At 71.5% G+C, this 20,727-nt stretch carries 20 protein-coding genes and 1 tRNA gene; 12 read left to right on the top strand and 9 right to left on the bottom strand.

The window, feature by feature from the left end:
- The first annotated feature begins 23 nt into the window (after positions 1-23).
- On the top strand, positions 24-935 hold the full coding sequence (locus IW249_RS08645) for a rhomboid family intramembrane serine protease (protein ID WP_196920261.1): 912 nt from the start codon (positions 24-26) through the stop codon (positions 933-935).
- Here the strand turns inward: IW249_RS08645 and IW249_RS08640 are convergent.
- Positions 928-1,356 carry a PH domain-containing protein gene (locus IW249_RS08640; RefSeq protein ID WP_196920260.1) on the bottom strand — a complete coding sequence of 143 codons (429 nt, stop codon included), beginning with the start codon at positions 1,354-1,356 and terminating at the stop codon, positions 928-930. The genes IW249_RS08645 and IW249_RS08640 overlap by 8 nt on opposite strands.
- Before the next feature lie 196 nt (positions 1,357-1,552).
- Here IW249_RS08640 and IW249_RS08635 point away from each other — a divergent pair, with 196 nt between their 5' ends.
- The 6 genes from IW249_RS08635 (at position 1,553) to IW249_RS08610 (ending at position 7,309) form a co-directional block, all read left to right on the top strand.
- Complete coding sequence (locus IW249_RS08635; protein WP_196920259.1) at positions 1,553-2,725, top strand: thiolase family protein; 1,173 nt, start codon at positions 1,553-1,555, stop codon at positions 2,723-2,725.
- Positions 2,726-2,780: 55 nt separating this feature from the next.
- Positions 2,781-3,794 carry an aminoglycoside phosphotransferase family protein gene (locus tag IW249_RS08630; RefSeq protein ID WP_196920258.1) on the top strand — a complete coding sequence of 338 codons (1,014 nt, stop codon included), beginning with the start codon at positions 2,781-2,783 and terminating at the stop codon, positions 3,792-3,794.
- Positions 3,795-3,905: 111 nt separating this feature from the next.
- The gene (locus IW249_RS08625) at positions 3,906-4,412 is read left to right on the top strand and encodes a hypothetical protein (protein WP_196920257.1); all 507 of its coding nucleotides are present in this window, start codon (positions 3,906-3,908) and stop codon (positions 4,410-4,412) included.
- Between the two features lie 89 nt (positions 4,413-4,501).
- Entirely contained in the window at positions 4,502-5,194 is a 693-nt protein-coding gene (locus tag IW249_RS08620) for a response regulator transcription factor (protein WP_196920256.1), read from the top strand.
- Positions 5,187-6,653: a sensor histidine kinase gene (locus IW249_RS08615; protein ID WP_196920255.1), complete on the top strand. Its 1,467-nt coding sequence runs from the start codon at positions 5,187-5,189 to the stop codon at positions 6,651-6,653. The genes IW249_RS08620 and IW249_RS08615 overlap by 8 nt, the downstream gene beginning before the upstream one ends.
- A 56-nt stretch (positions 6,654-6,709) precedes the next feature.
- Positions 6,710-7,309, top strand: coding sequence for a hypothetical protein (locus IW249_RS08610; RefSeq protein ID WP_196920254.1), 600 nt, complete (start codon positions 6,710-6,712; stop codon positions 7,307-7,309).
- 39 nt (positions 7,310-7,348) lie between these two features.
- On the opposite strand, the gene IW249_RS08605 is transcribed toward IW249_RS08610, so the two are convergent.
- Complete coding sequence (locus tag IW249_RS08605) at positions 7,349-8,950, bottom strand: ricin-type beta-trefoil lectin domain protein (RefSeq protein ID WP_196920253.1); 1,602 nt, start codon at positions 8,948-8,950, stop codon at positions 7,349-7,351.
- A gap of 175 nt (positions 8,951-9,125) precedes the next feature.
- Positions 9,126-11,348 carry a glycosyltransferase family 39 protein gene (locus tag IW249_RS08600; RefSeq protein ID WP_231392457.1) on the bottom strand — a complete coding sequence of 741 codons (2,223 nt, stop codon included), beginning with the start codon at positions 11,346-11,348 and terminating at the stop codon, positions 9,126-9,128.
- 122 nt (positions 11,349-11,470) lie between these two features.
- Between IW249_RS08600 and IW249_RS08595 the strand changes: the two genes are divergently transcribed.
- Positions 11,471-12,178, top strand: coding sequence for a glycosyltransferase family 2 protein (locus tag IW249_RS08595; RefSeq protein ID WP_030487790.1), 708 nt, complete (start codon positions 11,471-11,473; stop codon positions 12,176-12,178).
- Here the strand turns inward: IW249_RS08595 and IW249_RS08590 are convergent.
- Together IW249_RS08590 and IW249_RS08585 are read right to left on the bottom strand one after the other, a co-directional pair.
- Positions 12,164-13,057 (bottom strand): transketolase family protein, encoded by an 894-nt coding sequence (locus IW249_RS08590; RefSeq protein ID WP_196920252.1) that lies wholly within the window; start codon positions 13,055-13,057, stop codon positions 12,164-12,166. The genes IW249_RS08595 and IW249_RS08590 overlap by 15 nt on opposite strands.
- Positions 13,058-13,062: 5 nt before the next feature.
- Complete coding sequence (locus IW249_RS08585) at positions 13,063-13,758, bottom strand: thiamine pyrophosphate-binding protein (protein ID WP_196920251.1); 696 nt, start codon at positions 13,756-13,758, stop codon at positions 13,063-13,065.
- A gap of 47 nt (positions 13,759-13,805) precedes the next feature.
- Between IW249_RS08585 and soxR the strand changes: the two genes are divergently transcribed.
- Complete coding sequence (soxR, locus tag IW249_RS08580; RefSeq protein WP_196920250.1) at positions 13,806-14,279, top strand: redox-sensitive transcriptional activator SoxR; 474 nt, start codon at positions 13,806-13,808, stop codon at positions 14,277-14,279.
- Between the two features lie 53 nt (positions 14,280-14,332).
- Here the strand turns inward: soxR and IW249_RS08575 are convergent, their stop codons facing one another.
- Positions 14,333-15,331: an NAD(P)H-quinone oxidoreductase gene (locus IW249_RS08575; protein ID WP_196920249.1), complete on the bottom strand. Its 999-nt coding sequence runs from the start codon at positions 15,329-15,331 to the stop codon at positions 14,333-14,335.
- A gap of 161 nt (positions 15,332-15,492) precedes the next feature.
- On the opposite strand from IW249_RS08575, the gene IW249_RS08570 reads away from it, so the two are divergent.
- Positions 15,493-15,579 (top strand) — tRNA-Ser (locus IW249_RS08570).
- Between the two features lie 63 nt (positions 15,580-15,642).
- Here IW249_RS08570 and IW249_RS08565 read toward each other — a convergent pair.
- Positions 15,643-16,824 (bottom strand): low temperature requirement protein A, encoded by a 1,182-nt coding sequence (locus IW249_RS08565; RefSeq protein WP_196920248.1) that lies wholly within the window; start codon positions 16,822-16,824, stop codon positions 15,643-15,645.
- A gap of 51 nt (positions 16,825-16,875) precedes the next feature.
- Positions 16,876-17,031: a hypothetical protein gene (locus tag IW249_RS08560; protein WP_196920247.1), complete on the bottom strand. Its 156-nt coding sequence runs from the start codon at positions 17,029-17,031 to the stop codon at positions 16,876-16,878.
- Positions 17,032-17,174: 143 nt separating this feature from the next.
- Here IW249_RS08560 and IW249_RS08555 point away from each other — a divergent pair, with 143 nt between their 5' ends.
- Positions 17,175-17,717, top strand: a complete 543-nt coding sequence (locus tag IW249_RS08555) for a YbhB/YbcL family Raf kinase inhibitor-like protein (protein ID WP_196920246.1) — start codon at positions 17,175-17,177, stop codon at positions 17,715-17,717.
- A 243-nt stretch (positions 17,718-17,960) separates the two neighbouring features.
- Here IW249_RS08555 and IW249_RS08550 read toward each other — a convergent pair whose 3' ends face one another.
- Entirely contained in the window at positions 17,961-18,671 is a 711-nt protein-coding gene (locus IW249_RS08550; protein ID WP_196920245.1) for a class I SAM-dependent methyltransferase, read from the bottom strand.
- A 212-nt stretch (positions 18,672-18,883) separates the two neighbouring features.
- Here IW249_RS08550 and IW249_RS08545 point away from each other — a divergent pair, with 212 nt between their 5' ends.
- The gene (locus IW249_RS08545; protein WP_196920244.1) at positions 18,884-20,719 is read left to right on the top strand and encodes a DUF6311 domain-containing protein; all 1,836 of its coding nucleotides are present in this window, start codon (positions 18,884-18,886) and stop codon (positions 20,717-20,719) included.
- Positions 20,720-20,727 lie beyond the last annotated feature (8 nt).

Genomic DNA, 20,727 nt, shown 5'->3' with positions numbered 1-20,727 from the left:
GTGGTGGCGGGAGGGTCGGCCCGGTGAGCGAGTCTCCGCCGACCACCCCGGTCTGCTACCGGCACCCCGGCCGGGAGACCTACGTCCGGTGCACCCGCTGCGACCGGCCGATCTGCCCGGACTGCATGCGGGAGGCCTCGGTCGGGCACCAGTGCCCGGAGTGCGTCAACGAGGGACGTCGCAGTGTCCGGCCGGCGCGTACCGCCTTCGGCGGCGGTACGGCCGGCCGGCACGGCTATGTCACCAAGGCACTGATCGCCGTGAACGTGCTGTTCCTGCTGCTCTCCATCGCCTCCGCCCGGGGCGGGGACGCGGCGGTCGGCGGCGCCGGCTTCGGTGGTCTGATGGGCGGCAGCACGCCGCTGACCGAGTGGGGCGCGGTGCTCGGCCGGGCCTACCTCTCCGACTACACGCTCGGCGGGATCGCCGAGGGTCAGTGGTACCGCCTGGTCACGGCGATGTTCCTGCACTACGGCGTGCTCCACCTGCTGCTCAACATGTGGGCGCTGTGGGTGCTCGGCCGGTCGCTGGAGGCCAACCTCGGGCGCGTGCGGTTCGCCGCGCTCTACCTGATCGCGGGCCTCGGCGGCAACGTGGCGGCGTACCTGTTCAGCAGCCCGCGGGCGGCCACCGTCGGTGCGTCGACCGCCGTGTTCGGTCTCTTCGCCGCGCTGATCATCATCGAGCGCAGGTTGGGCCGGGACATCTCCCGGATCATCCCGATCCTGGTGATCAACCTGGTGTTCACGCTGGCCGTGCCGGGCATCTCGATCCCCGGGCACCTGGGTGGGCTGGTGGTCGGCGCGCTGATGGCGTTGGTGCTCGCGTACGCGCCGCGGAGTCGGCGGACGCTGGTGCAGGTCGCCGGTGGGGCGATCATCCTGCTGGTCCTGCTCGTGCTCGTCCTCTTCCGGACCGCCCAACTGCTCACCTGACCGGGCGGGCGCTCCGCAGCTCGGCGGCTACCTCTTCCGGGGTGGTGCCCAGGTCGTAGCGGCTGAAGAGGTGCAGTGACTCGCCCGCGTCGATCTCCAGGACCTCGGACGTCAGCCCCAGTCGCGGTCGACGGTCCACGGTGATCGCCTCGATCGCCGACCAGGGCAGCAGCCGGCGACCGGCGAACCCGCGGATGACGGTGAGTCCTGCCGGGTCTACCGCCAGTCGGACCGGTGCGATCAGGTCGCGTACCGCCCAGCCGGCCAGGACGGCGGCGGCCAGAATGGCCAGCACCAGCCGGACCGCGTCGCCGTCGGCGAAGAGCAACCCGAGCGCGATCAGCAGAACCGCACCGGCGAGTTTCGCCGCCGGCAGGCTCGCCGGGACCAGCCACTGCCGGGCCGGGGAGATCTCATCCACCCACCCAGCATGCCAGCGGTCCGTCGGATCGAAGCCTCGCGCGGGTCGATCATGGAGTTGTGCTGCCCCACATATGGTGCGAAGTGGAAACTTCTGCCCACCACAACTCCTTGATCGATGCGGGAGAGTCCGGGGGCGGTGCCGTGGGCGCTGGTCGGCGTAGGATCGGGACAGCCCAAGTTACCGGGGAGTAAACATGAGTGACGCGGTCATCGTCGGCGCGGTACGTACCCCGGTCGGGCGGCGCAAGGGCAGCCTCGCCAGCGTCCACCCGGTCGACCTCTCGGCGCACGTGCTGCGCGCCCTCGCCGAGCGCACCGGGCTCGACCCGGCCCAGGTCGACGACGTCTTCTGGGGCTGTGTGTCCCAGGTCGGCGAACAGTCGTGGAACATCGCCCGCAACAGCGTGCTCGCCGCCGGCTGGCCCGAGACGGTGCCCGGCACCACACTGGATCGCCAGTGCGGCTCCAGCCAGCAGGCCCTGCACTTCGCCGCCGCGACGGTGCTCTCCGGCCAGGCCGACCTGGTGGTCGCCGGCGGCGTCGAGTCGATGACCCGGGTGCCGATGGGCTCCAGCGTGGCTGGCGGCATGCCGTTCAGTGACCAGCTGCGCGCCCGCTACCGGGGCGTCGAGGGCTTCGCCGACGACGCGCCGCTGCCGTTCAACCAGGGGGTCGGGGCCGAGCTGATCGCCCAGCGGTGGCGCCTCTCGCGCACCCAGCTGGACGAGTTCGCGCTGGCCAGCCACGAGAAGGCAGCCGCCGCACAGGACGCCGGTGCGTTCGACAGGGAGCTGACCCCGGTGCCGCTCGCCGACGGGGGGAAGTTCGCCGCCGACGAGGGCATCCGCCGGGAGACCTCCCTGGAGAAGCTGGGCGAGCTGGCCACCCCGTTCCGCGCCGACGGCGTGGTGACCGCCGGCTCCGCGTCGCAGATCTCCGACGGCGCCGCCGCCCTCGCGGTGACCACCTCCGACTGGGCCAGCCGGCACGGCCTGCGCCCGCTGGCCCGGATCCACACCGCTGTGGTCGCCGCCGACGACCCGGTCACCATGCTCACCGCGCCCATCCCGGCCACCGCGAAGGCGCTGCGCCGCGCGGGGCTGGGCATCGAGGAGATCGGGGTGTACGAGGTGAACGAGGCGTTCGCCCCGGTGCCGCTGGCCTGGCTGGCGGAGACCGAGGCGGACCCGGAGCGGCTCAACCCGCGTGGTGGGGCGATCGCCCTCGGTCACCCGCTCGGCGGCTCCGGTGCCCGGATCATGACCACGATGCTCCAGCACATGCGGGACAACGGCATCCGCTACGGCCTGCAGACCATGTGCGAGGGCGGTGGCATGGCCAACGCTACAATCGTCGAGCTGGTCTGACACTGGCGGGAAAACGCCTCGCCTCGATGCGGGACGGCCGCCTAAGGTGCCCAGCGTGACGACGATCGCCGGTGAGCGCGCGCCCGACTGGTCCAGCGAGCAGTGGCAGGTGCGGGCCCGATCCTGGGTCGACGCGCAGCTCAGCCGGGCCGGCCGGCGGGTGACCGGGCTGGTGGAGCCGAGGGTGCGTCCCTGGTCACTGGTCTGGCGGGTGCCGACCGACGACGGGCCGGTCTGGTTCAAGGCCAACAACCCGGGCACTGTGCACGAGGCGGTCCTGATCGCGGCGCTCGCCGAGTCGACGCCCGACCGGGTGCTGACGCCGATCGCCGTGGACCCGGCGCAGGGCTGGTCGCTGCTGCCCGACGGCGGCGAGTCGTTGCGCGACGTGTTGGGGCGCGACCCCGATCTGGCGCACTGGGAGCGGGCGCTGCCCGGGTACGCGCAGCTGCAACTGGCGAGCGCGTCGCGCGCCGACGACCTCGTCGCCCTGGGGGTGCCGGATCAGCGCCCGGAGGTGCTGGCCGGCCTCTTCGCCGAGCTGCTCGACGATCACGCGGCGCTGCTGGTCGGCGTGGAGGGCGGGCTGAGTCCGGAGTTGCACGAGCGGCTGCGGGCCGAGCTGCCGTCGTACGCGCAGCGGTGTCGCCGGCTCGCCGACCTCGGCATCCCGGCGACAGTGCAACACGACGACCTGCACGACGGCAACGTCTTCGCTGGCGAGGCCGGGTACCGCTACTTCGACTGGGGTGACGCCTCGGTGGCGCACCCGTTCGGCACGCTGCTGGTGACCCTGCGGTCCATCGGGCACGAGAGGAAGCTCGCCGCCGACGACGCCCAACTGGTGCGGTTGCGCGACGCCTACCTGGAGGCGTGGACCGACCGGTACGACCGCCGGACCCTCGTGGAGGCCGCCGACCTCGCCATCGGCCTGGGGCCGGTGAGCCGGTCGCTCTCCTGGCGTCGGGCACTGGACACCGCCGAGGAGTCCCGCGCCGAGTACGCCGACGCGGTCCCGGGCTGGCTGGGGGAGCTGTTCGCCGCCAGTCCACTTCAGCCCAACTCCTGACCATGATCCGTCCGAGTCGGAAGTCGGACAGGCAGTGCGACATGCGGCGTGGAACTTCCAAAAAACATCCGTGACCCACGTCACCCCGCTGGGGAGGTCGTTGGGCAGGTCATGGACGTCTTCTCCCGAACGTTCCTTCCGGCCGCCGCTGAGGCTGGCCTGGCCGTGCAGACGGTGAGCCGGCACATGCCGGTCTTCCGGCGCTGCGTCGGCTCCGGTGACGCCACCATCCTGGTCACCCGTTGCAACCGCCCCGACCGTCCGGTCACCGGCGACTACCTGTTGCTACTCACGCACCGCCGCCTGGTGGTGACCCAGCAGACCCGCCTTCTGCACCGACTGCGCCTGCACCTCAACACCGAGTTGCGCGAGCTGAGCAACGTCACCTGGAGCCCGGACCCGCGGCTGCAGTCGGTGGAGATGGCGGCCACCGCGATCGACGGGATCCGTGAGCGGTTCCTGATCCGGACCAGCCACCCGAAGCAGGTCTGGCAGCTCGACGCGCTGCTCAACCAGGCGTTCCGGACCCGCCTGCGGCCGCCCGGCGCCCGGGTCGTCGCCAGCATCGGTGACGCACCGGCCGTCGCACGGCCCGGCATGTTCGCTCCGTCCTGGTGAGCTGACCCCGACCGGGTGTCGCACCGCCTTTACCGAACTCGAACACGTACCGATCGCGCCGAGCCTTCGCAGTCGGCAATCATGGGCCGGTGACCGTCGAACCACCGCATCGCGGGCTCGTCCTCGTCGTGGAGGACGAGCCGGCCATCGCCGACCTGGTCCGGCTCTACCTCGCCCGGGACGGGTTCGGCGTCCACCTGGAACGTGACGGCGAGGCCGGTCTGAGCGCGGCCCGCCGGTTGCGTCCGGTGGCCTGCGTCCTGGACATCGCGCTGCCGGGCCTGCCCGGCACCGAGATCTGCCGCCGGCTGCGCGAGGCCGGCGACTGGACCCCTGTCATCTTCCTCACCGCCCGGGACGACGAGGTGGACCGGATCGTCGGCCTGGAGTTGGGCGCCGACGACTACGTCACCAAGCCGTTCAGCCCACGGGAGCTGGTCGCCCGGGTGCGCGCGGTGCTGCGCCGATCCGCCGGCGGCCCGGAGGGCGCGGACCGGCCACGGGTCGTCGGGCCGGTGACGCTCGACCCGGCCCGCCGCACGGTCACCGCCGCCGGTGCCCTGGTGCAGCTCACGTCCACCGAGTTCGACCTGCTGGCCCACCTGATGGCCCGGCCGGGCCGGGTCTTCACCCGGGAGGAGCTGCTGGCCGGGGTCTGGGGTTACGCGGCGCACGCCGGCACCCGAACGGTGGACGTGCATGTCGCCCAGGTGCGCGCGAAGCTCGGCCCGGCGAGCGTGATCCGGACCCATCGCGGTGTGGGGTACGCGGTCGATGCCTGACCACCACGGGCACGTCGAGTCGCCGACCATGGCCCTGCCGGTGGTCGGCGCCACCCCACCCGCCGCACCTCGACGAGGCCGATTCGGTCGTACGCTGACCGCCCGCGCGGTGCTCGTCACCTGCGCGGTGGCGCTGGTGTCGGTGCTGGTCACCGCCATCGTCGCGGTGCCGTTGGCGATCCGGGGCGCGGAGCGCAGCGAGCAGGAGGCACTCGCCGCCCAGGCCCGGCTCGCGGCCGAGGTGCTGCGGACCCGCCTCGACCGGGGCCGCAGCGCCGACGAGGAGCGGCTCATCCAGCAACTGCGCGACCAGGGCATCGACGCGTACCTGATCCGGCGTGGGGCGGTCGACCGGTCGGGTCTGCCACCCCGGGTGGTGCAGCGGGTCGGGCAGGGCCGCAACGTGTCGGCCCGCCGCGCGGTCAACGGTGAGCGGGCCCTGGTCGAGGGTCGGGCCCTGCCCGGCGGCAACGGGGTGGTGCTCTCCCGTCCGCTGGCCAACGGGCTGTGGGCCCGGGTGCTGCTCAGCCTGTGGTTGCCGCTGCTGGCCGGGCTGACCGCCGGTGTGGTGGCGGGGCTGCTGCTGGCCCGTCGGCTGGCCCGGCCGATCCGGGTCGCGGCCACCGCCGCCGCCCGGCTGCGAGCGGGTGACCGCGCCGTCCGGGTGCCGGTCGAGCCGCCGGACGAGGTCGCCGACCTGGCCGAGGCGTTGAACGGGCTCGCTGCCGCACTGGCCACCAGCGAGGGTCGACAGCGGGAGTTCCTGCTCTCCGTCTCGCACGAGCTGCGCACCCCGCTGACAGCGATCCGGGGGTACGCCGAGGCGCTCGCCGACGGGGTGCTCGGTGCCGACGACACGGTGGACACCGGCCGGACGATGCTGACCGAGGCCCAACACCTGGACAGGCTGATCGGCGACCTGCTGGCACTGGCCCGGCTGGAGGCCGCCGACTTCCCCCTGGAACCGGTGCCGGTCGACCTGACCCGACTGGCGGTGGACGCGGAGCCGACCTGGTCCGGTCGGTGCGCTGCGGTGGGCGTGCCGTTCCGGGTGGAGACGCCGGGTCGGCCGGTGCCCGCGTACACCGATCCGGGGCGGATCCGGCAGGTGCTGGACGGGTTGCTGGAGAACGCGCTGCGGGTCGTACCCCCGGGGTCGCCGGTGGTGCTCGCGGTCCGGCCGGCCGGCGCGGACCCGGCGCACGGCGGCGTGTTGGAGGTTCGCGACGGCGGGCCCGGCTTCACCGACGACGACCTGGCGGTGGCCTTCGAACGCGGTGCCCTGCACGAGCGTTACCGGGGGGTGCGCAAGGTGGGCAGCGGACTGGGGTTGGCGCTGGCCGCCGGGCTGGTCCGCCGGTTGGGCGGGGAGATCGCCGCGGGGCACGCGCCGGAGGGCGGTGCCGCCTTCACGGTCCAACTGCCCGGCGATCCTTACCTGACCCGAACATCGGCCTGACGCTCCGCTCGTCGTTCCCGGGAAGGCTGAGGGCTCCACTGACGAGAGGGAGAGTCATGCCACGTTGGGGTATCGCCACCGGCACCACGGCACTGCTCGCGGCGGTCGCGCTGGGCGTCAGCGGCTGCGGGGCGGCCGAGGTGGCCAGCCAGCCCGCCCGGGACGTCGCCGTCGAGGTCGCCGCCGCCATGGGCGTCGAGGGTCAGGCGCTGACCGCGATGGGCTTCGACGCCGACGACCTGGATGTACTGACCGTCGCCGCACCGGCCACCCCGACGCCGGGTGCGTCCCCCAGCGCGCAGGAGAAGGGCCGGGAGAAGCGCGGCGAGGAGTGGCGCAAGCGCCGCCAGGCCCGCGTGCTGCTGCGCAAGAACACACTGCACGGTGAGGCGGTGGTGAAGACGAAGGACGGCGGTACGCAGACCGTCGCCGTGCAGCGCGGCGAGGTGACCGCCATCGACGGCGACTCGATGACCGTCAAGTCCACCGACGGCTTCACCATGACCTGGACCTTCGGCGACGACCTGCGGGTGGTCGAGCGGCGGGCCACCGTGCAGCCGAGCGAGGTGAAGGTCGGCGCGACGCTCGGCGTCGCCGGAGCGAAGGACGGCGACAAGGGCGTGGCCCGGCTCATCCTCATTCCCCGCGCCAAGTGAGCGCAGGGGCCCTGGTCGACGCCAGGGCCCCTGCCCACCTCAGTAGACGCGGGAGCCGATGAAGTCGTCGTGACCGTAGCCGACCGGGTTGGCGGCGGTACGGGCCTCGAACGACCACTGCTGCCGGGTGCTGGTGGAGCAGTTCGCCAACCGCAGGCGAGAGCTGCCCAGCAGCGGGTTGTCGAACGCCACGCAGAGGTTGGTGGCGCTCGCCGGCCTGATCTGGTTACCAACGAAGACGAACTGCTGCGCGCCGGTGCCGTTGCAGTCGTAGATGTTGACAGCGGTGCCGGCGTTCATCGAGCTGTTGGCGACGTCCAGGCACCGGTCGTGGGACAGCTCCGAGTGCAGCGACCGCCGGGCCGAGTCGTACCAGAAGCCCTGGTTGCGCCCACCGTGGCAGGAGTACGGCTGCTGCGCGGTGCCGTTGCGGGAGTCGTACCCCTTGCCGTCGACGCAGGTGCCGGTGGCGAGGTTGCGCAGCTGCTTGAACTCCAGCAGCCCCGGGTAGAGCACGCCGCCGCCGGTGCTGGCCGGGTCGACGCAGCTTGCCCGCGTCTGCCCGGAGTTCCAGAACTGTGTGATGCACTGGGCGAACATGCCGTGCCCACGGGCGTTGGGGTGGAACGACTGGCGGGCGGCGTTCTCGTTCCAGATGCCGACCTCGATGAAGAGGCCACGGACCGAGGTGTTGTCGGTGCACACCTCGTGCCCGTGGAAGAGCCGGCTGGCGTCCAGGTAGCGGGTGCCGGTGTTCGCCGCTGCCGAGCGCAGCGCCGACTCGAACATCGGCACCGCCTTGTTCCGGGCGAACGCCGCGTCGGCCAGGTAGAGCAGACAACCACCGGAGTACCAGCCGGGGAAGTTGGGGTTGTCCTCCACGTCTGGGCTGCCGGGGCTCGGGTACGACATCAGCACCAGCTCGTAGTCCGACCGCAGGTAGCCGGCGTTGGTCATGGTCTGCCGGATGTCGGTGAGCGCCGACTCCACGGCCTGCCGGCTGCCGTCGGTGCGGATCGTCCACTGGTCGGTGTAGGTGGGGTAGCAGGCGCCCTGGAAGAAGACCCGGCGGACGGCGCAGTCGGTGGCGACCGGACCGAACTGGATGGTGCCGTCACCGTTCGCGCCGACCACCACCCAGATCAGCTTCACGTGCGTGTTGCGTGCCTTGATGCCCAGGTGGTCGCCCTGGTTCAGCTCGTTGTGCTGGGTCGGGCCGCCGGCGATGAGGTTCCAGGGGGTGGCACCGGAGCAGGCGATGTTGTACTGCGCGTCCGACGTGATGCCGGTGCGGAACACCGCCTGGTCGTACGAGCGGTCGCACCAGTTGCCGTCCTGGTGGGTGCCGGGGACGTAGTTGCCGACCCCTTCACCGGAGATCTCACTGTCACCCATGGTGACCAACGCGGTGCGGCGCTGTTCGATCGGGCGGATCGCCGGGCTGCCGTAGAGGGCGGTGGCCTCGGCGGCCCGGATGGCTTCGAGGTTGGCGGGGAGTGGTTGGACGGTCGGCCGGTCGGCGGCGGTGGCGGGGGTGGCCGGTCCGGCGAGCATCGGTAGGACGAGAGCGGCGACGGCGACGACGACGGTGATGGCCCGTCGTCGGGTCGCGCGTTCGGGCCTGGCGGGGATTGCAGGCATCGACGCACTCCTTTCGGCTCAATCGCGGGACGTCGATTGAGTTACCCGACGGTAACGTGCGGATCAACAGATGTGAATGCGCCTCAGATCCTTGCGCGCGGGATGCAGAACCGCCCGGATCGGACTATCCGGGCCTGCGGTTTGGCGCCAGGGCGGCTCTGGGCCGGCTCCTGGTTCAGCGGCCCGGTGGCAGGGCGTAGCCGACGTAGCCGCGGAACTCCAGCCGCCAGCCGGCCGGGACGAGCTTGGCGCAGGCCGCCTTGTTGCCGGTGCAGACGATCGCGTCGACAGAGGAGGGCTCGGCCGGCGGTCGCTCCGGCAGTACGGACTGCAACGCCACCAGGTCCGGTGAGCCGCCGTCGGGCTGCCGCAACAGCAACCACCACGGGTACTCCCAGTTGTCGTTCTGCTGCGCCAGCCCGATCCGGCGCGCACCGCTGTCCTGGACCGCTGTCGCCGCCCAGCGGAACTCGTCGGCCCACTGCGGCCGGCGCAGGAACCGGGTGTCCCAGTCCGAGGTGGTGAACACCGAGCCGGCCCCGACCAGTCGGCGCGGGAAGCCGTACGACAGTGCGAGCACTCCGGCCAGCGCCGAGGTGGCCAGCACGGTGACGGCCGCCACGGTGGCCACCGAGCGACGCCCGCCCGCGCGGTCACGCAGGAGCGCGTCCAGCCAGAGGCCGGCGAGGGGCACGGCCAGCACCACGGCGTAGAGCAGCAGCCGGTTTCCCCACGGCTGCCACTTGATCATCGCGGTGTGCAGCAGTGCGGCGGTCAGCACCACCGCGGCGTACGCCCGCAGCGACCCGGCCCGCTCGGGTGCGATCCGTCGTGGTCGGGCCAGCGCGATCACCGCGCCGATCACCGCCAACGCCCCGGTCAGCGGAAACGCCACCCGGTCCTCGTCCGGATACCAGGCCGGCTCCGGAAACAGCTCCCGACCAAAGGTGATCGCGCGGTCCTGCGGGTCGACCCCGACCGCCTCGGCGCCGCTGATGATCACTTCGGCTCCGGCCCGACGCAGCGGTGCCAGCGGGGTGTCGAACGCGGTGTGTCCGATCCGCAGCGCGTTGACCACTATCGACGCCGGGTCGTGCCGTTCCATCGGGATGGACTCGCGCAGCCGGGGTGGCCCCAGCGGGTGCCCGAACTCGGCGGTCACCCGCGCCAGGAACGGGCCGACCACCACGGCCGCGACCACCAGGATCAACACCGAACCGCCAACCGTGCGGGCCAGCCCGCCGACCGACCAGGACCGCCGTCCCCCGCCCGCCGCCGCCGGGCCCGCCGGTGCCGGTTGATCGGCCCGGGCCAGCCTCAGCTGGGCCAACCCCCAGAGCACCAGCAGCGGGCCGACCGCGATCAGGCCGCTGGTCTTGGTCACCGCGGTCAGCCCGGTGGCCGCCCCCAGCCCGAGCAGCGTGCCCCAGCCGGTCCGCCGACGCAGCCCGTCCAGCACCAGCGTCGCCGCGCAGGCCACCCACGCCGCGCAGATCAGGTCGGTCTGCGTGCTGGTCGCCTGGAGCGCCACCATCGGCGTGGTCGCCAGCACGAACGCGGTGAGCAACTGGGCCCGCCGGCCGTCGCCGAGCTGCGCGGTGATCCGCGCGGCCACCAGGAGGCAGACCACTCCGGCCGCCCACTGCACCAGGTTGTACAGCTGGTCCCCGCCGGTGAGCAGACGCAGGTGCAGCAGCAGGTACTCGGCGCCGGGCGGGATGGTCACCTGCCGGTGGATGGCGGTGGGCCAGAAGTCCAGGTCGCCCTGGGCGACCCAGTGCTCCACCTTCGGCAGGTGATAGGTCTGCGAGTCGAAGTTGTTCGGCTCGGCCAGCAGCGCGACAAGCAGCTCCACCAGGACCAGCCCGCCGATCGTGCCGGCGAGGAGCCGCTCGCCCGGTCGGGCCGTACGCCAGGTGCCGACCGCCACGGCGAGCAGGCTGGCGGGCCCCCAACCGGCCCGAGCCGGCGCGGGGTCGGGCTCAACGCGCTCGGCGGCCGGGGCGGAAACGTCGGGGCCGCCACCGGACACCACCGCCCCCACCGGAACCTGTCGCGGCACGGCACCGACTGTCACCGGCGCGTTGCCGACTGTCACCGACGTGGCTGCGAACTGCTGCCCGAGGCCGGCTTCGCGTCGCCACCGCAGACCGGCCGCTGTCGCGGCAGCGGCCAGGAAGAGCAACCAGGCGACGGCGAAGGCCTGTCGGGTCAGTGCGTGCGACGCGCCGAGCACCTCGACGACGAGCACCGCGTACGCCCCGCCGAGCAGGACGGCGCGCACCACGCCGAGCCGCAGCGGTGCCACTGCACCAACCTCGCGTGGCCGCACCGCGACGGTGAGCAGGAGCAACGCGGCGGCGGGAACCGCCGCGAGCAGGGAGCCGGCAGCCGACATGGCGGAAGTAAACACCATGGATCTGAACCCGCCGCGCCGACTGCCCACGGTGGCGGTATGTGGTTAACAAATCAACCAGGCTAGGCTATGGCCGTCGTGTTGCCGCCACCGTGGAGATTCCCGTGAAGCTCTCGATCCTCATGCCGGTCTACAACGAGGAAGAACGCATCGCGGATGCCCTCAAGCAGGCATTGGCGGTGGACTATCCCTGTGAGATCGAACTCGTCGTCGTCGACGACGGCAGCCGCGACGGCACCGGCGAGGTCCTCGGTCGCGCCGACGACGCGCGCCTGCGGGTCATCACCCACCAGCGCAACGCCGGCAAGGGTGCCGCCATCAAGACTGCTGTCGACAGCGCCGAGGGCGACTACATGGTCATCCTCGACGCCGACCTGGAGTACGACCCGCAGGACATCCCCAAGCTGCTCGACCCGGTGCTCGACGGGCGGGCCACGGTGGTCTACGGCAATCGCACCTTCGGCAGCCACAGCGCCTACAGCTTCTGGTACGTGATGGGCAACAAGGGCGTCACGATGGCGGCCAATGTGCTGTTCAACTCGTACATCGGTGACCTGGAGACCTGCTTCAAGCTGATGCCGGTTGCGCTCTACCGCTCGCTCGAGGTGCGCTCGCGCGGCTTCGGCATGGAGGCCGAGGTGACCGGCAAGCTGCTGCGTCGCCGGATCCGGCCGTACGAGGTGCCGATCAGCTACCGGGCGCGGGGGCGCGAAGAGGGCAAGAAGATCACCTGGAAGGACGGCGTCGAGGCGATCTGGATCCTCGGTCGCGAGCGCGCTCGCCGCCGCCCCGCCGTCTCAGCCGCCAACTGACCCCAGGAACGCGCTGATCGACCTACGCAGGCCGTCGGCGTCCAGACCATGCCACCGGGCGTGGTCGGCCGGGTCGCCGTACCGTCGCAGGTCGGTCTGACCCACCCCGAGGGCGAGCAGTCGGTGCGGTACGTCCGCCAGTGCCCGGCTGACGACAGCGCTCGACGTTCCCGCCAGGTACGGCTCGACAAGCACCACGTCGGTGCTGGCGAGCGCCCGCAGCCCACGGCTGTCGAACGGCCGGGGCGTGTGGGTGTACGCCACAGTCACGTCCATCCCCTCGGTCGCCGCCAGTGTGGGGTCGAGCATCGGTCCGACCGCCACCACGAGCGGCGCGTCCGCCAGGCCCCGCCGGAGCACCAGTAGCCGGCTGGCATCCGGGTACGCCTCCGTGTTGCGCTGCTCGGAGAGCCGCAGGTAGACCGGATCGTCGGTGGTCGCGGCGTTGCGCAGCAGCGGCGCCACCTCGTCCGGGTGGCCGGGCACCCGGACCGTCCAGCCGTCGCCGAGGGAGTCGAAGAGCGCCACGTCCCCGGGTGACTGGTGGGTGCGGCCCTCCGCCGACCCGTCGTACGACGCGCCGATGCTGACCAGGACCGCGCCCACGCCCTGGTGATCCAGGTCCAACTTGATCTGCTCGTACGCCCGGTCCACCAGGAACGTCGCGTACGAGTGCGCGATCGGACGCAGCCCGGTCAGGGCCAGCCCCCCGGCCACGCCGATCATCAGTTGCTCCCGGATGCCCACGTTGAGCACCCGGTCCGGGTGCCGGTGCCCCGCTGGGGCGAACTGGGCCGCCGATATGTCGGCCAGCACCAGTGCGGTACGCGGGTCCTCGTCGAGGAGCGCGGTGGCGGTGTCGATGAAGGCGGTACGCATGTCGGTCATCCCTTGCTCTCGGTGCGGGCTACCACCAGGTGCGGGTGTCGTGGCCGGTGCCCGGTCAGCGCCGCGTACAGGGCTTCGTGGTCCCGGCCGTCGACGGTGTCGGCGGTCCAGCCGTTGACTGTGAACCGGCTGGCGATGCCACCGGCCCACCCGTAGCTGGCCGACTCGTTGTCGACCACGACCGCTGTGAGGTTGTCCAGGCCTGTCGCTCCCGCGTACGCGATCGCCTCGTGGTTGGAGCCCTCGTCGAGTTCGGCGTCGCCGAGCAGCACGTACACCCGGGGTTTCAGCAGTCCCTGGGCGCGCAGGCCGAGCGCGGTGCCGACGGCCAGCCCGAGCCCGTGCCCGAGCGAGCCGGAGCCGATCTCGACGCCGGGCACCAGGAGTCGGTCCGGGTGGTGGCCGAGCCGGCTCTCCGGGCCGGCCAGGTCGTCGAGCCAGGCGTCCGGGATGAAGCCGTGTGCGGCGAGCACCGCGTAGTAGGCGGCCGGTCCGTGACCCTTGGAGAGCAGGAAGCGGTCCCGCTCAGGGGCGTCGACCGTGTCGGGGGTGACCCGCAGCACCCGGTCGTAGAGCACCTGGAGCACGTCGATGGTGGAGTGCGCGCTCGGCGCGTGCTTCTCGTCGCCGGTCAGTCGTCGGATCAGCCCGGGCAGGCGGGCGCCGCTGTCGGTGGGCAGTGTGGTGGTCATGCCACTACTGTGTGAGTTGAAGTGGACTTCAACTCAAGGACCTGGTGATGCCGGATCTATTGACGATCGGTGAGCTGTCCGCCCGTTCCGGGGTGGCACCGTCGGCGCTGCGCTACTACGAACGGCTCGGTCTGATCCGCGCCGACCGTACCGGCGGCAACCAGCGCCGCTACGCCCGCGCCGAATTGCGGCGGGTCGCCTTCATCCGGATCTCCCAGCAGGTCGGCGTCTCGCTCGACGAGATCCGGGAGGCACTCGACTCGCTCCCCGAGGCGCGCACCCCCAGCCCGCAGGACTGGGCGCGACTCTCCGCGAGCTGGCGGAGCCGGCTGGACGAGCGGATCCGGCTGCTCACCAAGCTCCGCGACGACCTGGACGGCTGCATCGGCTGCGGCTGCCTGTCCTTGCAGCGCTGCACCCTCAACAACCCGGAGGACACCCTGGGCGGGGAGGGCCCGGGCGCCCGGCTGGTGCTGCCCCGACCGACCGACGACCCGAACCTGGCAGGCGCGCTCAACTGACGGCCGACCGGATGGGCGCGCTCAACTGACGGCGAATCGGGTGGGCGCGCGGCTCAACTGACGGCCGCTCCTCCGCCCGGAGGGCGGGTGAGCAGCACCTTTCCGAAGTGATCGTTCGACTCGACGAGCCGGTGCGCCTGCGCCGCCTCGGTCATCGGCAGCCGCCGGTCGACGATCGGCCGGATCCGGCCCGCCTCGACCAACGGCCACACCTCGTCCCGTACGCCCTGGACGATCTCCGCCTTCTCGGCGAGCGGACGGGACCGTAGCGACGTCGCTGCGACGCTCGCCCGCTTGGCCAGCAGCGCACCGAGATCCAATTCGGCCTTGCGCCCACCCTGCATACCGATCACCACGAGCCGACCGCCGGTGGCCAGCGCGGAGACGTTCCGCCCCAGGTAGGACCCACCCATGATGTCGAGGATGACGTCCACGCCGCGCCCGTCGGTGACCCGCCGGGCCTCCTCGACGAAGTCCTGCTCCCGGTAGTCGATCAGGTGCGCCGCGCCCAACTCCCGCAGCCGGGCGTGCTTGCTCTCCCGCGCGGTGGTCAGCACTGTGACGCCGAGGGCCGCCCCGAACTGCACGGCGAAGGTGCCGATCCCGCTGCCACCGCCGTGCACCAGCAGCGTGTCGCCCGCGCCGAGCCGCGCCACCTGGACCAGGTTCGACCAGACAGTGCAGGCCACCTCGGGCAGCGCCGCCGCGTCGACCGGGTCGCACGCCGGCACCGGCAACAGTTGCCCGGCGGGGACCGCGACCCGCTCCGCGTACCCGCCGCCGGCCAGCAGCGCGCAGACCTGCTGCCCGACCGCCCAACCGGCGACCTCCGCGCCAACCTCCGTGATCACCCCAGAGCATTCCAACCCGGGGTACGCGGGCGCACCCGGCGGCGGCGGGTAGTGCCCCTGCCGTTGCAGCAGGTCAGCGCGGTTCACCCCGCTGGCCCGCACATCCACGATCACCTCGTTCGGACCCGGCGCCGGGTCGGGCACCTCGGCCCAGACCAGCGCGTCGGGTCCACCGGGCTGCGGAATCGTGATGGCTCGCATGGGCCCAGTCTTCCCGATCTTCCCGGGTGCCGCAGGCGCACCGTCCAGCCCACTGTGGACACCTCAGACCGCCTGGCTGGCGTACCGGGGAGGGACGCCGGGCCGTCCGAAGCGAGCCGTGGCACACTATGCGTGGCCGTACGCCCACGGGTGGCGGCCCAGGAGGGTTCGCCTAGTGGCCGATGGCGCTGGTCTTGAAAACCGGTAAGGCAGCGATGTCTTCGTGGGTTCGAATCCCACACCCTCCGCCCACCTTGATCCACTCGGCTTCCCGGAAATCGGGGTGTCGGACCTCCTGCGACACCCCGACATCACTGAACCCGAGTCGATCGTCTCGTCCGCGCCTCGCAGCTGAGCAGCACGACGAGAAACGCGGTGAGCAGGCCGAGAGCGGCCAAGCCGGGCAGGTGCCGGCCGACGGGGAGCAGCAGAAGCGCCACGACGGGTGCGACGAACTGCCCCGGTCGTACGCACCGGACGCTGAGACTCAGGAACGCCGCCCGGCCCCCGAGGAACAGGGCGGCCCCGCCGAACAACGCGACGACCGGCATCCACTCCGAGATGCCGTGGGACTCCTCATGTGCCAGGCCGGCCAGCACCTGCTCGACCCCCAGTGCCACGTAGATGGTCCCGGCGAGTACCGGGAAGTGGGCAACGCTGTAGGCGTTGGCACCCACGTGGGCCCGCCGCAGCCCGGACTCTGTCGTCAGCGCCTGCCTGGAGGTTGCTGCGCTCGCGGAGTAGAGCCAGTACAGGCACACAGTGACGGCCAGGGTGAGGAGCGCGGCCAGCAGGATCGGTCCACGGATCCGCTGAGTTCCGACGCCGGCGGCGACCGAGATCAGGGATTCCCCGAGCGCAATGATCACCACGAGGCTGTGCCGCTCGGCGAAGTGGCCGGGGCTGCGTACGGGCCACCCGCTCAGCATCGAGGAGACCACCCCGCCGCCCATGTCGATGGTGAGGGCCAGCGCCCAGAGCAGGATCTGTGCGGTGCCGCCGAACACGGCGCCGAGGACGAGCGGAATCCAGGACAGCGCGGTGGAGAGGGTGTAGAGGCGAATGGTCCTGCGTACCTGCCGGTTGCCAGCCGCCACCCAGCGGAAGAGAACCAGATCGACAACTCGAAGCACGATGTAGGCCAGCACCAGGATCAGCCGGGATCCCGTTGTACCCGGTCCGGTCCTCCAGGCGTCGGGGATGACGAGGGCGGCGACGAAGACGGCCGCCATCGCGACTGTGACGCCGGCGCGGATCAACCCGACATCGATCCGGACGTGGTTGCCCAGCCAGGAGTAGACCAGCCAGGAGATCCAGAGCAGCAGGAGTACGAGGAATCCCTGCATCAAGGTCACCGGCGCGGGCCGCTGGCTCATGAACGTGGTGACCCGGATGAGCCCGAAGACGAAGACCAGGTCAAAGAAGATCTCGAACAGAATGGGTCGGTGTGTCTCCGGGGTCACCATCGGTCGTGCCCCGAAAATCCGCCCCATCAGGTCATCTTGACGGTCAGCGGCGAGGTGGTCCGCTGCGCCGCGTCCCGGTCACTCCGGCGGGTCGCTGGTCCGCCGCTCCCGGCGGATCGTCTCCTCGGCCAGTCGCTCGACCGCTCGTCGGCGCTCGTCGGCGATGGCTCGCTCGTCCCGGCGGCGGAACGCGGTGAAGACGGCCACCACGAAGTCCTGCCAGATGCCGGCCACGATGTCCCCCTGAGGAACGCTGCCCGACCTCAAACGTAGCTCTGCGAAACCACACCGGGTCAGCGCGTGCTTCCGGTCGTCGGGACGGCCGTGGCGGGGTAAGAAGGGGCTGGTATCTCCGCACATCGGAAGGACGCGTCCCCATGACCCTGGAACGACCGATCGCCCCGGACCCGTACGAGCTGCTGCCGACGCTGCCCTCGTTCACGCTGACGAGCGACGACGTGCAGAACGGCGAGCCGATGGACGCCCGGCACGCGCATGGCAGCACCGGGGGCGACAACGTCTCGCCGCAGCTGACCTGGTCGGACTTCCCCGCCGACACGAAGAGCTTCGCGGTGACCTGCTACGACCCGGACGCGCCGACCGGCAGCGGTTTCTGGCACTGGGTGCTGGTGAACGTGCCGGTCAACGTCACCCAGTTGCCCACCGGTGCCGGCGGCGCTGCGGGCACCGACCTCGGCGGGGCGTTCTCGGTCCGCAACGACTACGGCGAGCAGGGGTACGGCGGGGCGGCTCCGCCGCCCGGTGACCGCCCGCACCGGTACGTCTTCGCGGTGCACGCCCTGGACGTCGACCGCCTGGACCTGACCCCGGACGCCAGTCCCGCCTACGTCGGCTTCAACCTGACGTTCCACACCCTGGCCCGTGCGGTGATCCGCCCCACGTACCAGATCAAGGAGTAATCCCGCCCCCAGCTCCCGCGATCTTGCACTTACTGTCCCGACATCCCTGGCATAACGGGGCATAAGGACGACAGGAAGTGCAAGATCGCCGGGGCCGGGGCCGGGGCCGGGGCCGGGGCCGGGGCCGGGGCCGGGGCCGGGGCCGGGGCCGGGGCCGGGGCCGGGGCCGGGGCCGGGGCCGGGGCCGGGGCCGGGGCCGGGGCCGGGGCCGGGGCCGGGGCCGGGGCCGGGGCCGGGGGTGGGTCAGGCTGGGACGCGGGCCACGGCGAAGACCGACTGGCCGAACGGCGGGAACACCAGCTGCTCGGCGGCCTTGGTGGCGGGCAGCACGAGGGTGTCGTACACCTTGACCATCGGGCCCTCCTTCGGCATCAGCCGGAAGACCTTGGTGGCCATGAAGTAGCCGATCAGCCCGAGCGCGTTCGCGTAGTGGATCTTCTCGATGGTCAGGCCGGCCTCGGTCATCGCCGCCCCGAGCGTCTTCTTCGTGTAGCGGCGGACGTGCCCGGTGGCGATGTCGGCCGGGCCCATCGCGAACTGGAACGCCGGCACGATGATGATCACGGCACCGCCGGGTCGGACCAGGTCGCGCATGCTCTGTAGCGCGCCCACGTGGTCCTCGATGTGCTCCAGGACGTTGTACGAGACGGCGGCGCTGTAGTCGCCGCGGTCGTTGTGCGGCAGCAGCATCTGCCGGACGTCGATGTTCGGGCGGTCGGCGAGGCGCTCCTTGAGCTGCACCAGCCGGTCCGGGTTGGCCTCGGTGGCGGTGAACCGGGGCAACCGCTCGGACCATTCCAGCGCGTAGTCACCGAGGCCGCTGCCGATCTCGATCGGGTCGTCGCCGAGGTACGGCACGGCCAGTTCGATGAACCAGCGACGGTGGTTGACAGCGGTTGCCAGGCCTTCCAGGACCTCGGACTGCACGCGCTGATCCCCAGTGATTTCTGCCATGCGTCGATTCCTCACGATATGAACTCGACCCGTGCCTGGACCGACAGAGTGAATCATCCGCTGGGACGGCGAAAGAATCGGGGCATCGGGGTGGCCGAATTGTGGTCGGGGGGTGGGTTCGTGATCGGCGGTCGGCGAACCCGGCACATAGTACGGCAGTACCCCGAAACATGTCACGGCGGTGCCATACGCTGACTACCCTATGAATTGTCATGACTACTCCTGAACCGGACGTGCCCAGCGACAGTGGCGGCCCGGCCGCCGCTTCGTCGGCGGAGGGGGCCTCCGGTGCCGTTCGGCCTTCCCGCAGGGGGATGTGGGCCGATCTGGCCGCCGTGCTGAGTTTCGTGCTGCTCGGCTTCTGGGTCACCGGTCGGCTCTGGCTGGACCCGAGCAGTGATGTGCGGGACAACCAGACCGATCAGTCACAGTTTGAATGGATGATGGCCCACGGTGCGCGAGTAGTCACGCACTTTGCGTATCCGTTCCATTCCAATCAGATGAACGTCCCCGACGGCGTGAATCTGATGGCCAATACGTCCGTATTATCCATTTCATTGCCAATGACGCCGATCACCCTGTTGTTCGGACCTCGGGCGTCATTTCTGCTCTTCCTGACCGTCGGCATGATTGCCACCGCCACGGCCTGGTATTTCCTGCTCTCCCGGGTCGTGATCGGCAGCCGGGGGCCAGCGTGGCTGGGCGCGGGCTTCTGCGCGTTCGCGCCGGCCATGGTGTCGCACGCCAATGGGCACCCGAACATCGTGTCGCAGTTCGTCGTCCCGTTGATCATCTGGCGCACGCTGCGACTCGGCGAACCAGGCCGCTGGCTGCGCAACGGGGCCCTCCTCGCGCTGGTCATCGTCTGGCAGGCATTCCTCAACCTGGAGATCCTGCTGATGACCGCGATCGGGCTCGGCGTGGTCGCCGCTGTGCTCGCCCTCGGTCGCGCGGATCTGCGGTCGCGGGCCCGACCCTTCCTCGCCGGCCTGGCCGTCGCCGCCGTCGTCGCCGGACTCCTGCTGGCGTACCCCCTGTACGTCCAGTTCTTCGGACCGGACGCGTACTCCGGGCTGTCCCGCCTGATCCGCGGCTACTCCAGCGACCTGGCCTCGTTCGTCGCGTACTCCCGGGAATCACTCGCCGGTAGCGCGCGCACCGCCGCGGGCCTGGCCAAGAACCCGACCGAGGAGAACAGCTTCTTCGGCTGGGGGCTGCTGGTGCTGGTGATCGCCCTGGTCTGGTGGCTGCGCCGTTCGATCGTGGTGCTCGCCCTGGCCGCGCTCGGGTTGCTCTTCGCGGTGCTCTCGCTGGGACGGGAGGTCCGCTTCGACAACCGGGGTACGGGTGTGCCGGGCCCCTGGGCGGCGCTGGAGAACCTGCCCATCCTGCACTCGGTGGTGCCGACGCGCTGGGCGTTGGCGATCACCCCGATCATCGGGCTGCTGCTCGCCTACGGTGCCGAACGTGCCCGAGAGTTGACCGGCGCACACCCGGCCGCCCGGGGGCAGGTCCGCTTCGTCACCGCCACAGTGCTGACGATGGCCCTGCTGCCGATCGTCCCCACCCCGCTGCCGGTGGCCCGCCTCGACCCGGTCCCCACCTTCGTGACCAGTGGGGCGTGGCGGCCGTACGTGGCCGGTGGGCGCAGTGTGGTGACCCTTCCGTTGCCGGACAGCACGTACGCGGAGCCGCTGCGCTGGTCGGCGGCGACCCGGCTGGACATGCCGCTGGCCCGTGGTTACTTCCTCGGCCCGGACACCCGCCCGAGCGCCGACCCGCCGAAGGTCGCACTGTTCGGTGCGACTCCACGCCCCACCAGCAGCTTCTTCGCCACCATCCGGCGTACCGGGGCGGTGCCCCCGATTACCCCGCAGAGCCGGGTCCGAGCGGTCGATGACCTGCGCTACTGGCGGGCGGGGGTGGTCATCCTCGGGCCACACGAGCACGAGGCGGCGCTGCGCCGGGGGATGACCGAGCTGACCGGGATCCAACCGGTCTTCACCGGCGGCGTGTGGGTGTGGGACGTCCGGTCGTTGACCGACTGACCCGTGCG

Source organism: Micromonospora vinacea (genome assembly GCF_015751785.1).
Classification (GTDB): domain Bacteria; phylum Actinomycetota; class Actinomycetes; order Mycobacteriales; family Micromonosporaceae; genus Micromonospora; species Micromonospora vinacea.
Note: the sequence above shows the minus strand (reverse complement) of the source record. Positions and strands in the feature narration are given on the sequence as shown.

Excerpts from the sequence above, each read along its gene's own strand:
- soxR (WP_196920250.1), top strand. The coding sequence starts at position 13,806 with ATGCCGGATCTATTGACGATCGGTGAGCTGTCCGCCCGTTCCGGGGTG.
- IW249_RS08555 (WP_196920246.1), top strand. The coding sequence starts at position 17,175 with ATGACCCTGGAACGACCGATCGCCCCGGACCCGTACGAGCTGCTGCCG.
- IW249_RS08590 (WP_196920252.1), bottom strand. The coding sequence starts at position 13,057 with ATGCGTACCGCCTTCATCGACACCGCCACCGCGCTCCTCGACGAGGAC.
- IW249_RS08585 (WP_196920251.1), bottom strand. The coding sequence starts at position 13,758 with ATGACCACCACACTGCCCACCGACAGCGGCGCCCGCCTGCCCGGGCTG.
- IW249_RS08600 (WP_231392457.1), bottom strand. The coding sequence starts at position 11,348 with ATGTCGGCTGCCGGCTCCCTGCTCGCGGCGGTTCCCGCCGCCGCGTTG.
- IW249_RS08565 (WP_196920248.1), bottom strand. The coding sequence starts at position 16,824 with ATGGGGCGGATTTTCGGGGCACGACCGATGGTGACCCCGGAGACACAC.
- IW249_RS08635 (WP_196920259.1), top strand. The coding sequence starts at position 1,553 with ATGAGTGACGCGGTCATCGTCGGCGCGGTACGTACCCCGGTCGGGCGG.
- IW249_RS08615 (WP_196920255.1), top strand. The coding sequence starts at position 5,187 with ATGCCTGACCACCACGGGCACGTCGAGTCGCCGACCATGGCCCTGCCG.
- IW249_RS08545 (WP_196920244.1), top strand. The coding sequence starts at position 18,884 with ATGACTACTCCTGAACCGGACGTGCCCAGCGACAGTGGCGGCCCGGCC.
- IW249_RS08610 (WP_196920254.1), top strand. The coding sequence starts at position 6,710 with ATGCCACGTTGGGGTATCGCCACCGGCACCACGGCACTGCTCGCGGCG.
- IW249_RS08550 (WP_196920245.1), bottom strand. The coding sequence starts at position 18,671 with ATGGCAGAAATCACTGGGGATCAGCGCGTGCAGTCCGAGGTCCTGGAA.
- IW249_RS08575 (WP_196920249.1), bottom strand. The coding sequence starts at position 15,331 with ATGCGAGCCATCACGATTCCGCAGCCCGGTGGACCCGACGCGCTGGTC.
- IW249_RS08605 (WP_196920253.1), bottom strand. The coding sequence starts at position 8,950 with ATGCCTGCAATCCCCGCCAGGCCCGAACGCGCGACCCGACGACGGGCC.
- IW249_RS08625 (WP_196920257.1), top strand. The coding sequence starts at position 3,906 with ATGGACGTCTTCTCCCGAACGTTCCTTCCGGCCGCCGCTGAGGCTGGC.